The sequence below is a fragment of the Streptomyces sp. NRRL F-6676 genome, from assembly GCF_000725625.1.
Taxonomy (GTDB): Bacteria; Actinomycetota; Actinomycetes; order Streptomycetales; family Streptomycetaceae; genus Streptomyces.
The window spans coordinates 156,633-171,722 of sequence record NZ_JOHS01000007.1 but is presented as its reverse complement, the minus strand read 5'-3'; the positions used below and the strand labels follow the sequence as shown (position 1 = coordinate 171,722).

At 74.4% G+C, this 15,090-nt stretch carries 12 protein-coding genes and 1 pseudogene; 12 read left to right on the top strand and 1 reads right to left on the bottom strand.

Going from position 1 to position 15,090, the window contains the following annotated elements:
• Positions 1-114: 114 nt before the first annotated feature.
• From IO29_RS06125 to IO29_RS06075, 12 genes and pseudogenes are all read left to right on the top strand, one after another.
• Positions 115-1,215: a YeiH family protein gene (locus IO29_RS06125; RefSeq protein ID WP_234307379.1), complete on the top strand. Its 1,101-nt coding sequence runs from the start codon at positions 115-117 to the stop codon at positions 1,213-1,215.
• Between the two features lie 356 nt (positions 1,216-1,571).
• Complete coding sequence (locus IO29_RS06120) at positions 1,572-2,462, top strand: LysR family transcriptional regulator (protein ID WP_030377617.1); 891 nt, start codon at positions 1,572-1,574, stop codon at positions 2,460-2,462.
• Positions 2,463-3,025: 563 nt separating this feature from the next.
• Positions 3,026-4,498 carry a SulP family inorganic anion transporter gene (locus IO29_RS06115; RefSeq protein WP_030377618.1) on the top strand — a complete coding sequence of 491 codons (1,473 nt, stop codon included), beginning with the start codon at positions 3,026-3,028 and terminating at the stop codon, positions 4,496-4,498.
• A 102-nt stretch (positions 4,499-4,600) separates the two neighbouring features.
• Positions 4,601-5,575, top strand: a complete 975-nt coding sequence (locus IO29_RS06110) for an amidohydrolase family protein (RefSeq protein WP_030377619.1) — start codon at positions 4,601-4,603, stop codon at positions 5,573-5,575.
• 292 nt (positions 5,576-5,867) lie between these two features.
• Positions 5,868-6,350 (top strand): ATP-binding protein, encoded by a 483-nt coding sequence (locus tag IO29_RS06105; RefSeq protein WP_030377620.1) that lies wholly within the window; start codon positions 5,868-5,870, stop codon positions 6,348-6,350.
• A 301-nt stretch (positions 6,351-6,651) separates the two neighbouring features.
• Positions 6,652-8,196, top strand: coding sequence for a PP2C family protein-serine/threonine phosphatase (locus IO29_RS06100; protein ID WP_199806839.1), 1,545 nt, complete (start codon positions 6,652-6,654; stop codon positions 8,194-8,196).
• A pseudogene (locus tag IO29_RS36345) lies at positions 8,193-9,161 on the top strand (cobalamin B12-binding domain-containing protein); the annotation flags it as partial. The gene IO29_RS06100 and the pseudogene IO29_RS36345, both read left to right, overlap by 4 nt.
• 10 nt (positions 9,162-9,171) lie before the next feature.
• Positions 9,172-9,579: an STAS domain-containing protein gene (locus IO29_RS06095; protein ID WP_063738063.1), complete on the top strand. Its 408-nt coding sequence runs from the start codon at positions 9,172-9,174 to the stop codon at positions 9,577-9,579.
• Positions 9,580-9,784: 205 nt separating this feature from the next.
• Positions 9,785-10,876, top strand: a complete 1,092-nt coding sequence (locus IO29_RS06090) for a sensor histidine kinase (RefSeq protein ID WP_234307390.1) — start codon at positions 9,785-9,787, stop codon at positions 10,874-10,876.
• Positions 10,873-11,532 carry a response regulator gene (locus IO29_RS06085; protein ID WP_030377625.1) on the top strand — a complete coding sequence of 220 codons (660 nt, stop codon included), beginning with the start codon at positions 10,873-10,875 and terminating at the stop codon, positions 11,530-11,532. The genes IO29_RS06090 and IO29_RS06085 overlap by 4 nt, the downstream gene beginning before the upstream one ends.
• Before the next feature lie 145 nt (positions 11,533-11,677).
• Positions 11,678-12,220 carry a GPP34 family phosphoprotein gene (locus IO29_RS06080; protein WP_037840522.1) on the top strand — a complete coding sequence of 181 codons (543 nt, stop codon included), beginning with the start codon at positions 11,678-11,680 and terminating at the stop codon, positions 12,218-12,220.
• 170 nt (positions 12,221-12,390) lie between these two features.
• A complete protein-coding gene (locus IO29_RS06075; RefSeq protein WP_033224608.1) occupies positions 12,391-13,086 on the top strand; it encodes a hypothetical protein in 696 nt (231 codons plus the stop codon).
• Between the two features lie 493 nt (positions 13,087-13,579).
• On the opposite strand, the gene IO29_RS06065 is transcribed toward IO29_RS06075, so the two are convergent.
• On the bottom strand, positions 13,580-14,629 hold the full coding sequence (locus tag IO29_RS06065) for a zinc-binding alcohol dehydrogenase family protein (protein ID WP_030377629.1): 1,050 nt from the start codon (positions 14,627-14,629) through the stop codon (positions 13,580-13,582).
• Positions 14,630-15,090: the final 461 nt, after the last annotated feature.

The following is a 15,090-nucleotide window of genomic DNA, read 5'->3' as shown; positions in this document are numbered from 1 at the left end:
ACCTCCTCACCGACCGGGGGCTACAGGGCGGGCGCGGGGCCGCGCAAGGTGGTGATCATGAAAGACGCCAGCGTTTTCCGGCCGAGGAGGACCCGCCCCCCACATGCCCCCGTCGTGCGAGGACGCGGCGCGGCTCCCGCCGCCTCGCCGTTCCGCGGTGCCGCCGACCGGCTGCCCGGGCTCGCGCTCGCCGCCGGGATCGCCGTCGTCGCGACCGTGCTGGGCCGGCTCGTGCCCGTCGTCGGCGGGCCGGTCGGCGGGATCGTGCTCGGGGTGCTGGTGGCGGTCGCGGTGCGCCCGGGGGACCGGACGCGGCCGGGCATCGCCTTCGCCGGGCGCGGGGTGCTCCAGGCGGCGGTGGTGGTCCTCGGCGCGCAGCTCTCCCTCGGCCAGGTGCTGCGGGTCGGGGCCGGCTCGCTGCCGGTGATGCTCGTGACCCTCGCGGTCTGCCTGGCGGCGGCCTACGGCATCGGGCGCCGACTCGGTGTCGTACGGGACCTGCGCACCCTGATCGGCGTGGGCACCGGGGTGTGCGGGGCCTCCGCGATCGCGGCGGTGACACCGGTGATCGGGGCGGCCGGGGCGGAGGTGGCCTACGCCGTCTCCACGATCTTCGTCTTCAACATCGCGGCCGTGCTGGTCTTCCCCGTCCTCGGGCATGCGCTGGGGATGGGGCAGCACGCCTTCGGCCTCTTCGCCGGGACCGCCGTCAACGACATGTCGTCGGTGGTCGCCGCCGCCACGACGTACGGCGGCCCGGCGGCCGACTACGCGGTGGTGGTCAAACTGGCCCGCACACTGATGATCATCCCGATCTGCCTCGGTCTGGCGGCGCTGGCCCGCCGCCGGGCAGAAGCGGCAGAAGGCGCCGCGAGTGCGGGCGCCGATGCGGCCGGGGGCACGGAGGCGGGTGCGAGTGCCGGACGGAGAGGACCCGTCGCCGTGCGGGTCGGCCGACTGGTGCCGTGGTTCCTCGTCGGGTTCCTCGCCCTGGCGGCCCTCAACACCGCGGGGCTCGTCCCCTCCGCCGCCCACGGGCCGCTCGGCACGGTCGCCGGATTCCTGATCACGGTCGCCCTCTCCGCGATCGGACTCTCCACCGACCCCGCCGCGCTGCGCCGGACCGGCCCCGCGCCCCTGCTGCTCGGCGGCTGTCTGTGGCTGGTGGTGTCGGCCACCAGCCTGGCCGTCCAGTTCCTGACCGGGTATCTGTGAGCCGGGCCCGTACGACCTGCGCGGGCCGGCGCGAGCCCGGCCCGTACCACCGGCGCGGACCGGCGCGGGAGCGGGACCCTCCGGCCGAACGGTCCCGGGTGTTTCGACGCCGGCGGCACGCGGGCCCCTCCACCGCCTGCGCGCCGTCACCGAGTCGCGCATGGGCCGGGGGCGGGGGAGAGCGAGGTTCGGTCCGCCGATGCCGGGCACCACCGGCGGCTCCGGCGGGTACCCGCGCCGGCCGCTGAAGACCTCCTCGGCGTACGGCGTCACGCTTGATCGCTCCCTGTCGACGCCAGGAGCGCCGGGCCCATGCGTGAAGCGACGGTCCCGCACATCTGGTATGCGTAGGCGGCATGGACTTCTCCAGTACGGCGCTGCGGGTGCTGCGCCAGGTCGCCGAGTCCGGGAGCTTCACCGCTGCCGCCGCCCGGCTCGGCTACACCCAGTCGGCGGTCTCCCGGCAGGCCGCGGCGCTCGAACGCGGCGCGGGTGCGGTGCTCTTCGAACGGCACTTCGACGGGGTGCGGCTCACCCCGGCCGGGCTGACCCTGCTGCGGCACGCCCGCACGATCCTGGCCTGCCTCGACGAGGCCGAACAGGATCTCACGGGCTCCACCGGGCGGACGGAACCGGTGCGGCTGGGGATCTTCCCCAGCGGGGGCGCCATGCTCCTGCCCGTCGCGCTCACCCGGCTCACCGGGACCGATCCGCACATCGCCGTGACGACACGTGAGGGCACCACGCCGAGCCTGATCCGGGCCCTGCGGGCCGGCTCGCTCGACCTCGCCGTGCTGACCTCCCGCCCGCCGCACCGGCCCTCGGACGGGGAGAGCCCCGCGCTGCACCTCGAACGGATCGAGGACACGGAGCTGTGCGTGGCCGCCCCGACCACCGGCGCGTTCGCCGGCCGCACCTCCGTGCACGCGGAGGAACTCCTCGACGCCCCCTGGATCGCCACGCCGTCCTCCGGCGCCGAACCCCTGCTCGGCGTCTGGCCCGGCCTGCCCGGACGCCCACGCGTCGTCCACAGCGCCCGCGACTGGCTGACCAAGCTCCGCCTGGTCGCCGCGGGCTTCGGCGTGACGACGGTCCCGCGCCGGATGTCGGCGGCGCTGCCGCCCGGCGTGACCCTGCTCCGCGTCGACGGCGCACCCCCCGAACTCCGCCGCGTCCTGGCCGCCCGCCTCCCGGGCCCACCGACTCCGGCGATCACCAGGGTCGTCCAGGCCCTCACCACGGCCTGACCCCGCACCGGAGACAGGCCCCGCCGCCGGGCCCTGCCCCGCCCCGCTCGGCGGCGTTCCCTGTCGCCGGGGGCGTGGCCCCCACGCCCTCCCGGGGGTCCAGGGGGCAGAGCCCCCTCGGGGGTGGAGCCCTCTCGGGGGTGGAGCCCACGCCTTCCGTCGGCGTATGGCCGCTCCGGCGCCGCGCGGTAAGGTTGCCCCGCGCGGTGAGGACCGGGCCCGCACGGGGCCCGCCACCGCCGTTCCGGGGCCGACGCCGTTCCCGGCGAACCGTTCCTAGTCTGGGAGACACGCGTGCGCGAGCCGATGACGCCCGCCGCCGACGCCTGCCCGCCGTGACGTACCGGCCCTGACAGCGGCCGGGTCGTGCGGACAGCGGTCCGCCCCCCTCGCCCCGCCTCACCGCCCCGAAGACTTCCGGCCCGCGCACGCGGGCCGACCGCGGCCCGCCGTCCGGCCCGCCGTGTCCGTCCCCCGCGTCCCGTCGCCGCGGCGCGCCCGAGCACAGACAGGTACCGCCCCTTGCCCACTTCCGCGCCCTCCTCCCGCCCCGTCCCGCCGGGCTGCCGCGCCGTCCCGGCCGGCCGGTCTGGCTGTCGCCGGCCGTGTTCCGCACCGAGGCCCTGGCCGGCCTGGTGGTCGGCCTGGCCCTGATCCCGGAGGCGATCTCCTTCTCCGTGATCGCCGGCGTCGACCCCAAGGTCGGCCTGTTCGCCGCCTGCACCATGGCCATGGTGATCGCCTTCGTCGGCGGCCGGCCCGCCATGATCTCCGCCGCCACCGGCGCCGTCGCCCTGGTCATCGCCCCCGTAGCCCGCCAGTACGGTCTCGGCTACCTGGTCGCCACCGTCGTCCTCGCCGGCGTCTTCCAGATCGCGCTCGGCGCGCTGGGCGTGGCCAAGCTGATGCGGTTCGTCCCGCGCAGCGTGATGGTCGGCTTCGTCAACGCCCTCGGCATCCTGCTGTTCACCGCCCAGATCCCCAACCTGCGCGACGTGCCCTGGCCGGTCTACCCGCTCGTCGTCGCCGGCCTGGTGCTGATGGTGCTGTTCCCGAGGGTGACCAAGGCGGTGCCCGCGCCGCTGGTGTCGATCGTCGTCCTGACCGTCATCACCGTCGCCGCCGGGATCGCCGTGCCGACCGTGGGCGACAAGGGCACGCTGCCCTCGTCGCTGCCCGTGCCCGGCATCCCCGACGTGCCGTTCACCACCCACACCCTCACCGTCATCGCCCCCTACGCCTTCGCGATGGCCCTCGTGGGCATCATGGAGTCGATGATGACCGCGAAGCTGGTCGACGACCTCACCGACACCCGGTCCGACAAGACGCGCGAGGCGGTCGGCCAGGGCATCGCCAACATCGTCACCGGCCTCTTCGGCGGCATGGGCGGCTGCGGCATGATCGGCCAGACGATGATCAACGTGAAGAACGGTGCCCGCACCCGGCTGTCGACCTTCCTGGCCGGGTTCTTCCTGCTCGTCCTGTGCATCGTGCTGGGCCCCGTGGTCTCCCGGATCCCGATGGCCGCCCTGGTCGCCGTCATGGTCCTGGTCTCCGTCGGCACCTTCGACTGGCACTCGGTCAAGCCGGCCACGCTCAAGCGGATGCCGGTCGGCGAGAGTGCCGTCATGGTCGTGACGGTCATCGTCGTCGTGGCGACGGGCAACCTGTCCATCGGTGTCGTCGTCGGCTCGCTGACCGCCATGATGGTCTTCGCCCGCCGCGTCGCCCACCTCACCGAGGTCACCTCCGTCACCGACCCCGACGGCACCCAGGTCGTCTACGCCGTCACCGGGCAGCTCTTCTTCGCCTCCTCCAACGACCTCGTCACCCAGTTCGACTACGCCGGCGACCCCGACAAGGTCGTCATCGACCTCACCGACACCCACGTCTGGGACGCCTCCTCCGTCGCCGCCCTGGACGCCATCGAGACCAAGTACGCCCAGCGCGGCAAGACCGTCGAGATCATCGGTCTGAACACCTCCAGCGCCCGCCTGCACGGCAGGCTCAGCGGCGAACTCACCGCGAGCCACTGAAACCGGCCACCGGGCTCCGGGCCGGCGGGGCCCGGCCGCGACGGATCACTATCGTGTCCGGGGGCGCTTCCCGCGCCCCCGAGTCGTGAGGAGTGACGCACCATGGCCGAACCGGCGCCCGACGAACTGATCGACGTCCACGCCCACTTCGTGACCGACTCCTATGTGCGCGCGGCCCGGGCCGCCGGGCACACCCACCCGGACGGGATGCCCGGCTGGCCCTCCTGGAGCCCCGCGGAACACCTGCGGCTGATGGACGAGCACCGCATCCGCACCGCGCTGCTGACCATCTCCTCCCCGGGCACGCACTTCGGCGACGACGCGGCGGCCCGTACGCTCACCCGCGAGGTCAACGAGTACGCCGCCGGCGTCGTCCGTGCCCACCCCGGCCGCTTCGGCCACTTCGCCTCGCTGCCGCTGCCGGACGTCGACGGGAGCCTCGTCGAACTCGCGTACGCGCTGGATGAGTTGGGCAGCGACGGGGTCACCGTCGAGTCCAACGCGCACGGCCGCTACCTGGGCGACGAGCGGTTCGAGCCGCTGTGGGCCGAACTCGGCCGCCGCGAGGCCGTGGTCTTCGTCCACCCCACCTCTCCCGTCCACCCCGAGACGGTCTCGGCGGGCCGGCCCCGGCCGATGCTGGAATTCCTCTTCGACTCCACCCGCACCGTTTCCGACCTGGTCTTCAACGGGGTCCTCACACGGCACCCCGGCGTGCGGTGGATCTTCACCCACGGCGGCGGCACGCTCCCGCTGCTGGTCGACCGGATGGAACTCTTCCGCACCGCGTTCGACGGCGGCTCCCCGGACGAGCCGTCCGTCCGGGAGCAGGTGTCCGGGCTCTGGTTCGACCTCGCCGGGACCCCGTTCCCGCACCAGGTACCGGCCCTGGAACGCGCCTTCGGCCCCGCACGGATCCTGTACGGCAGCGACTACTGCTGGACGCCGGTCGGCGCCGTCGCCCAGCAGGTCGCCTCCCTCGACACCGCCGACCAGCCCGGCGCCACCACCTGGCGCGCCCTGACCACGGCCAACGCCACCCGCCTGCTGCCCCGCGTCGCCGCCCAGGACCGGTGACCCGGAACCGGTGACCCGGAACCGGCCCGCATCCCCCGCGGCCGGGCGCCCGCGCTCTCGACCTGTACGAACCGACCCGTGACCGCCTTCGACGCACTCGGACGACCTCGCGGAAGCCGCCCTGTCGCGGACAGCCCGTGATCCACGCGAAGGGCGGTGAGCGAGGCCGCCCGGGCGAAGGCGGTGTGGCCCGCGTGAACGCCTGATCTACCCTGAGAGGACGGCTGAGCCGGCGAGTGGGTGTGCCCGTCCGTGGCCGGGGCAGGTGCGGGTCGAGTGCGAATGAGGGCGTATGGAGTCGGTTACCGGCGGCGACGGCCGTCCCTCCCCGCTCACGGGGACACCGATACGGGTGGCGGTGAGGCTGGAGAAGGAGGGCGTGAGCATCGCCCGGGCCCGCGACCTCGCGACGGCCTTCCTCGGCCGGGTCCGGGACGAGCTGGGGCTGCCCGTGTCCGCGCGTGTCGTGGGCGACACGCAGCTCGTCGTGAGCGAGCTGGTCACCAACGCCCGCAAGTACGCCCCCGGGCCGGTCTCCCTGGAGTTGCGGGTCGAGGCGGGGCTGCTGGAGGTGGTCGTACGGGACGGCGACCCGGAGCTGCCGGTCGCCAGGCCGGCCGACGCCGACCGGATCGGCCAGCACGGGCTGGAGATCGTCAAGGCCATCGCCCGGGACCTCGAAGCGAGGCGCGAGCCGACGGGCAAACGCATCACGGCCCGCATCGCGCTCGTCGACGACTCCATGGCCGACGACTCCCTCGTCGCCGATTCCTGACGGCACGGGCGTCCCGGTGCCGGGTCGCTCACCTGCTCGGAGGGAATCGATGTTTGAAGTCGGCACTTTGGGGTGGGTTGCGCCCGACCGGTGAGTACGGAACGCTGAACGTTCGACATTTTCCAGCGGAGAGGTGGTGGGGTACGCACGGCGCGTGCCTGCCGATTTGAGTGCTTCCCTCAGTCCCACCGGCTCCCCTCCCGGTCCGTCCACCGGCACCGGCGATGCCGGCGCCCTGGTGGGCGAGGCCTGGCGCGACGCCCCGTACCCCGTGCTCGTCGTCGACCGGCACGGCGGCCTGATGCGGCTCAACCGGGCCGCCCGCCGCCTCCTGCCCGACGCGGCACCCGGTGACCGGCTGAGCGCGACGGTGCCGCCCTGGCTGTCGGACGCCCACCACCGCCTCACCGGGGCCCCGCACGGCACCGGCGGCGAGACCCCGGCCGGACACCTCGGCGACCGGTTCTTCGAGGCCCACCCCACCCCGTCGGCCGACGGAACCGTGGTCTGGTGGCTGGTCGACGAGACCGACCGCAGGCGGGCGGAGGCAGCCCTGAGCAGCGCGCGGGCACGCTCCGAGATGCTCTCGCGGATCTCCTCCACGCTTCTGTCGACCCTGAACGTGCCGCGCTGCATGGAGGTGACCGCCGCCATGGCCGCACAGCACATGGCCGAGGCCGCCGTCCTCATCGCCCCGCCCCAGGGACGCCGCCACCCCCTCACGTACGCCGCGCGCGGTGAGGCGGTCGTCCAGGTCACACGCCAGGTCGACGTCGCCGGCGTGCCGGGGCTCGCGGAGGCGCTGCAAGGTTTCCCGCCGGTGCCGGCCCGCTGGCTCAACCCGGACGACATCCCCGACTGGCTCATCCCCGACGGCTTCGCCGGCCCGGTCGGCTCGGTCATCGTCACCCCGCTGCCCGGCCACGGGGTGCCCGCCGGGGCCCTCGTACTGCTGCGCTCCGGCACCGAGAGGGCCTTCACCGAGGGCGAGGAGGTCTTCGCCCACCTGTTCGCCGCCCGGGCCGGTGCCGCGCTCTCCGCGGCCCGCCTCTACGCCGAGCAGTCCGCCCTCACCAAGACCCTGATGCGGGAGCTGCTCCCGCCGGTGCTGTCCAGTGTCAACGGCGTGGAGTACGCGGGCAACTACCGTGCCGCGGCCGACCAGGAACGCGTCGGCGGCGACTTCTACGACGTCCACCCCGGCCCCGATCCCTCCCGGGAGACGTTCGTCGTGCTGGGCGACGTCGCGGGCAAGGGACTGGACGCGGCGGTGCTGACCGGCAAGATCCGCAACACCCTGCACGCCCTGCTGCCGCTGGCCGACGACCACCAGCGGGTCCTCGACCTCCTCAACGGGGCGCTCCTCTCCTCCCACCACACCCGCTTCGCGACCCTCGTCCTCGCCTCCGTGCGCCGCCACGGCAGCCGTGCGCGGTTGCGGCTGACCAGCGCGGGCCATCTGCCGCCGCTGATCGTCCGGTCCGACGGCACGGTGGAGGAGGTGCCCACCCACGGGACCCTCGTCGGCGCCCTGCCCGAGGTGCCGGCGCGCACGGTCGAGACGGCGCTCGCCCCGGGGGAGATCTGCCTCCTCTACACGGACGGCATCACCGAGGCCCGCGGCGGCCCGCTCGGCGACGAACTCTTCGGCGAGGACCGGCTGCGGCGGGCGCTGGCCGGCTGCGCGGGCATGCCGGCGGAGGCCGTCGTGGACCACGTACAGATGCTCGCCTCCCAGTGGCTGCACTCCGGGCGCCACGACGACATGGCCGTCGTCGCGATCGGCGCGGCGAGGACCGGACCGCTGACGGTCGTCAGCGGAGAGAACAGCGGGAGGAACGGGTGAGCGACCTCACCACACCGGCCGGACTCCGGGACGCGCTGTGGCAGGCCGTGGCCGGCGGCGACGAGTACACCGCCGTCGGCATCGTCCGGGAGGCCTCCGCCGGGCAGGTCGACGAGGAGACGCTGCTCCTGGACGTGATCGCCCCGGTACAGGAACGCATCGGCACCGAGTGGGCCGCCGACCGGCTCACCGTCGCCCAGGAGCACGCCGCCACCGCGATCAACGAACGTGTCGTCGCCACGCTCGCCCACCACCGGCCGGCGGAGCCGCGCCCGGCCACCGGACGCGGACCCGGACGTGTGACGGTCGGCTGTGTCGACGGCGAATGGCACGCCTTCCCCGCCCGGCTCGTCGCCGAGGTGCTGCGGCTGCGCGGCTGGCGGGTCGACTACCTGGGCGCGCAGACCCCCACCCCGCACCTGGTCGCCCATCTGCACCACACCCACACCGACGCGGTGCTGCTCTCCGGTTCGCTCCCCACCCATCTGCCGGCCGCGCACGCCGCCATCACCGCCTGCCAGGCCGTCGGCGTCCCCGTGCTGGCGGGCGGACGCGCGTTCGGTGCCGACGGCCGGCACGCCCGGGCACTGGGCGCCGACGGGTGGGCGGCCGACGCCCGCGGCGCGGCCGACATCCTGGAGAAGGGGTTCTCCGGGCCCGACCCGTCCGCGAACCGCCAGGCCGTGGACGACCTGCCGCACCTGGCCGACCAGGAGTACACGCTGATCGTCCGGTCCCGCGCCCAGCTCGTCGGACAGACCCTGGCCGGCCTCGAGGACGCCTTCCCCGCCGTGCGCCACTACAGCGACGCGCAGCGCGAGCGCACCGCGGAGGACCTGGCCCACATCGTCGACTTCCTCGCCACCGCCCTCTACATGGACGACGCGGAGGTCTTCACCGGCTTCCTCACCTGGACCGCGGGCATCCTCCAGGCCCGCGGGGTCCCCTGCCCGTCCCCCAAGCCGGCACCCCCGCATGACCGAACCGACCGCCACCGAGTTCGCCCTGGCCACCGCCGACGAGCCGCCCACGCTGACCGTGCGGGTGACCGGCGAACTGGACCACGACACCAGCGAGGACCTGGTCCGTGCCGTGGCCGGCCACCTGGCCCGCGGTGCCGTCCACCGCGAGGTGCGCCTGGACTTCGCGGAGCTGACCTGGATCGACTCCTCCGGTCTGTCGGCCCTGCTGATGGTCCACCGCCACACCTCCGCCGCCGGGGCCCGTCTGCGCCTGCGCAACAGGCCCGAGTGCCTGGAGCGCATGCTCCACCTCACCAACGTCCTCGACCACCTCCTCACCACGCCCGCCACCCTGGCTGCCCGGGAGGCCGCCGGGACCGAGGAGGACGACGACGGAAAATCGGAGGCCGGAGCCACCTGACCCCCGGCGCCGGTAAGGTCGGGGCGTGGTGCGCAGCGACAGGACGCAGTCGGACGACGCGTTCGCGGGGCTGGCGGGGGACCCGCGGGAATCGAGGGACGAACCGGGCGAGTTGTCGGCGCGGGAGGCGCGGGAGGCGCGGGAGGCGCGGGAGGCGCGGGAGGCGCGGGAGGCGCGAGAGGCGCGAGAGGCGCGGGAGCCCCGGGTGTTGTGGTGGGGCTCGGCCGGGCTGGTGCTGGCCGTCCTCGGGACCGCCGTGCTCGTCGCCGGTGCCGGGCGCGGCGACCGGCTGCCCGTCGCCGAGGCCCTCGTCCTCGCGCAGGTCGGCGCCCTGCGGTGGCAGACGCGCGCCCCGGTCCCGGTCCTGGCCGCCAACGCGGCGACGGGGCTCGCGGTGTGGGCGCTGCTGCCCTCGGTGACCCTGACGGGCGCGCTGCTCGCCGCGCAGATCACGCTGTGCGTGCTGTCCGCCACCCGCCCGCCGCGCACATCGGCGCGGGCCCTGGCGGCGATGTGCCTCCCGGCGCCGCTGGCACTGCTGACGGGCGGCACCCCGGGGCTCGTGCTCTGTCTGCTGTCCCTCGCCCTGGCCTGGACCCTGGGGCAGTGGCGCGGGGCGCAGCAGGAGCGGGCGCGGTCCGAACTGCGCCGGGCCGTGGCGGAGGAACGCGCACGCATCGCACGCGAGGTGCACGACGTGGTGGCGCACACGCTGTCGGTGATGGTCATTCAGGCGAGCGCGGCCGACGACGTGTTCACCGAGCAGCCCGCACAGGCCCGCCAGGCGCTGCGGGCCATCGAGACGGGCGCCCGCTCCGCACTGGCCGAACTCCGCCTGATCCTGCGGGCGTTCCGACCCGACGCGGGGGAGGAGCCGACGCCCGGGCAGCGGGACCCCGCGCCCTCGCTCGCCCGCCTGGCCGAGCTGGCCGACACCGTGCGCGCGACCGGGATGACCGTCCACGTGCACGAGGAGGGCACCTTCGACGGGCTGCCGGCCGCCGTGGACCTGGCGGCGTACCGGATCGTCCAGGAAGCTCTCACCAACGCGCTGCGCCACGCGGCCGGCGCCGACGAGGTGAGCGTGCGGGTGACGGCGGAGGAGGACCACGTGAGGGTCACGGTGACCGACAACGGGCGGGCGGGGCACGGCCGTCCGTCCACGGCGGGCGCGGGGCGCGGACTCGTCGGGATGCGGGAGCGCACCCGGCTGCTGGGCGGCACCCTGCGCGCCGGGCCGCTGCCGGGCGGCGGCTTCGAGGTGGTGGCCCGGCTGCCGGCGGAGCGCGCGTCATGACCCTGCGCGTGGTGGCGGCCGACGATCAGGCGCTGGTCCGCACCGGCTTCCGCATGATCATCGACGCCCGGGACGACCTGGAGGTGGTCGGCGAGGCGTCCGACGGCGGGGAGGCGGTGCGGCTGACCCGCGAACTGGCGCCCGACGTGGTGCTGATGGACGTCCGCATGCCCGTCGTGGACGGCATCGAGGCGACCCGGCGGATCGCGGAGGGCGGCAGCCGGGCCCGGGTCCTCGTCCTCACCACCTGGGACGTGGACGCGCACGTGGTCGACGCGTTGCGCGCCGGGGCGAGCGGCTTCCTGCTCAAGGACATCCGCCCCGCCGAACTCGTCGACGCCCTCCGCCTCACCGCGCGCGGCGACGCGCTGCTCGCGCCGACCGTACTGGCCCGCGTCCTCGACCGGTTCCTGCGTACCACCCCCGACCCGGCGCCACCGCCCTCCCTGCGGGAGCTCTCCGGGCGCGAACGGGAGGTGCTCACCCTGATCGGGCAGGCGCTGTCGAACGCGGAGATCGCCGCGCGGCTGTGCCTGTCGGAGGCCACCGTCAAGAACCACGTCACCGCGGTGCTGCGCAAACTCGGCCTGCGCGACCGCGTCCAGGCGGTCGTCGCGGCGTACGACCACGGACTGGTGCGGCCGAGGCACCCCTGAGCGGCCGCCCCAGCGGCGGCCCCGGCCCCTGACGCGCCCTCTCCTCCCCAGGGAGGAGAACGGCCCGCCGTCCGCCCGTGCTCCCAGTGCCGGTCCCTCCGCGCGGCCGATCCGCGGCCGGGGCGCCCGGACCTAGCGTCGGGGTGTGATCGACGACCTGGCCTGCCTCATGTACCTGCTCGCCCACGACGAGGGCGCCGAAGGCCCCTACGACCGCTCCCGCACCGCACTGCTGGTGCGCGCCGCCGCGTTGACGGACCTCGCGCTGCGCGGCCGGCTGCGCGAGGACGGCGGCACGGTCACCGTGCACGGCACGGGGTCCACCGGTTCCCCCGTCCTGGACGCGGTGCTGCGCGACGCCGCCGGGCACGGCTGGAAGCACCTCGTGCGCAGGCACCGCAGACGGACCCTGGCCGAGGTGGAGGACAGGCTCGCCGCCGCCGGAGTGCTCAGCCTGACGGCACCCCGTGCCCGTGTCGGCGCCCGGCGTTCGACCGTCACGGATCACCCGGCGGCCGTCGCCGTCGGCGCCCCCGCGGCCCCCCCCGGGGGGCCCCGCAGCCCCCGCCGGTCCCGCATCGACGCCTGCACGGAGCGGCTCGCCGCCCTGGCACCCGGCCTGGAGCAGGCCGTCCGCGCCCTGCCGACGACCATGATCGCCGCACGCGGCGGCATGGGCGGCGGCTGACCGCGCGCGGGCGGCCCGTACCGCCGCCGGACGACCGGAACACCGCACACCACTCGGAAGTACCGGAACACCGCACACCACCCGGACGACCCGAGACACCGGACCACCAAGAAGACCCGAGACACCGGACCACCCGGAAGCACCGGAACACCACCCATGGGGAGAGACCCATGACCGAAACCGCCGCCAGGCGTCTGACCGGCTTCGCCTGCCTTGCCGCCGCCGTCGCCCTCATCGTCGAAGTACCCCTGTACTTCCTCTACTCGGGCCCGCCGCCGGACGCCAACGTGCTCGCCAGGCTGCTGATCGGCATCGTCGCGCTGACGTTCCTGATCGTGTTCGTGACGGCCTTCCGCGAGCTGGTGAAGACCGTGAGTCCCGCCCACGAATGGGCCGGCACGCTGGCGTTCGCCTCCGGACTGGTCTACGCGACGATCACCCTGGTCTCCAGCGGCTTGGAGGGCGGCGCGGTCATCGCCGCGGACCGTCCGATCGACCCGACCATCACCGTCAGCGGCACCTACATCCTCTACGGGTCGATCGACCGCCTCCTGCTCGCGCTGTTCCTGACCGCCGTGGGCTACGCGCTCTCCCGCACGCGTCTGCTGCCGCGCTGGACCCACAGGTCCGCCTTCGTCCTGGCAGGGGTGAACCTGGCCTTCGTGCCGTCCCTGTTCTTCGGCAACACCCCCGCGCACTTCTACGCGGCGAACGGCTGGGGCACCACCGCCCTGATGGGCGCGATCCTCAGTTACTGGCTGCTCGCCCTGGGCGTCTCCACCTGGCGCAGCGCCGCCCGGAGTGTGCCGGGGCAGGTCACGGACGGCCGGCCGCCGGCGCGGAGTGCGGCTCGACGGCCCGCCTGAACGCGTCCTCGTCGGCGGTGTGCGGGGCGGCGGTGAGCAGGACGACCTCGCGCAGCAGGCGGCGCCGCGGGCATGGGGTGTGACCGCCGCCCGCGTGGTGGTCGGCCCTGCCGCCCCTGGCGGTCCGCAGCGCGGGGCAGTCGGGGCAGGTGGCCCGGACCGGCGGACCGTGCGGCTGCTCGATCTCCTGGCCGTGGTGTACCCGAGGACACTCGCGGGCGCTGACGAACTCGGCCCGGCCCGGGGCCCCGTCGCCTCCGGCACACGGAAGGGCGTCGGGTCGCCGCCCGTGACATGACGGCACGCATGCGGTAGTTCGACCGGATCGTCGTGGTCGCCGACCCGGCGGGTGCGTAGGCGCCGGGTCGGCCCGAGGAAGGAAGCGAAGTCGAGCACCGTGCGGCGCCACTTCCGCGCGCACGGAACGCCCTCGGTGCCACCGGCGGCGGTTCGTTCCCCGCCACCGCCGGTGACCTTGACCACGGCCGTCGTCTCAGAGCGTGACGACGATCTTCTGCGCGGACACGCCCTTCCTGAGCTGTTTCAGAGCGCCGGGGACGGCGCTCAGCCCGTGTCCGACGACACGGGCCTCGGGAGCGGCCCGGTAGGTGCCGGAGGCGAGCGCGGCCGGGAGGAACTCCTCGTAGATCGCCGGTCCGATCTCGTTGTCCTTCAGCGTGCCACCCCAGATCCCGCTCACCGTGACTCCGAGGCGCGGTGCCCGCCGGGACTGCAGGCGGACGAGCAGCCCGGGCAGGGCCGAGGCGACGCGTTTGCTGCCCGTGGTGCGGGCGGCGATCGCGAGGGTCGGTTTGAGTGATCCGTTGCCGATCGCGAGGGTACCGGCCAGCGGGCTGTCGCCGATCCGTCGCAGGACCTCGTCCACGGCGGTGGAGCCGGCGCGGTCGACGGTCTCGGCCGCGCCCAGCGAGCGGAGATAGTCGAAGTTGTGCGGGGATGCGGTCGCCACGACCCGGTAGCCGGCATGGCGGGCGAGCTGGATCGCCTGGGAACCGACACTCGTCGACCCACCCCACACCACGACCGTCTCCGGCCGGTCGGCGGCGTCCGCACGGGGCAGCTCCAGCGCGAGGTGGTCCTTCTGGAACAGACCGGTCGCCGCGGTCGACAGCGCCAGAGGCAGTACGGCCGCCCGCTCGAAGGACAGTGAGTCGGGGAGCGGGGACACCATGTGCTGCATCAGAACGACATAGTGTGGGAAGGCGCCCTCCGCGGCCCGGTTCCGTGATTCCTCCGCACCGACCGCGTGCCCCAGGACACGAGTGCCCGGAACGAGGCGCGTCACGCCCGGACCGACCTCGACGACCTCCCCGGCCACGTCCGATCCGACGACGGCCGGGAACCTCAGCCAGGGCAGAACGAGGCGATAGGCGAGACCCGGTATCCCGTCCACCGGGTTCACCGCGACTGCCCGCACTCGCACGACGACTTCGTCGCGCGCCGGGGATGTATAGGGGGCGGGCGCCACTTCGAAGCGCGCGCCGCGCCTGGGGAGCCACAGAGCGCTGTTCTGTTCGGTCATCTGCGAATACTGCCCGATCACGGATTCCCCGGCGCGGCGCTTCGCGTGCCTGGGCGCCTCCGTTGCGGGAATCGAGTGCCGTGCGGGGAAGCGATCGGGCGGCCGCCGGTGTCCGTGAGGGCAACTCCCGTTACCTCAATGGTGACCTGGGGGGCGAGCAGGCGCAGTGCCTCCTCCGAGGGGGAGCCAGGTTGGCGGTGTGGACGGTCCTGGTCGGTTTCGTTGTTCCGTGCATGGTGGGGATGGATGAACCTGGTGTGTGGGCCGGGGAGTTGGAGTCGGTCTTCGTGCGTGTGGCGGGCCACGGTTCTCTCGGGTGGATCTTCGGCGGCGGATGCGGGACTACGCGGCCGCCGCCTTCGGGCTCGGCCTTCCGCAGCCGTGCGCGCAGCCCGTCGCGGATCGACCGCCGTATCGCGTGCGTCACGGACACCACCGGCACGGTCATCGAACTCACCGAA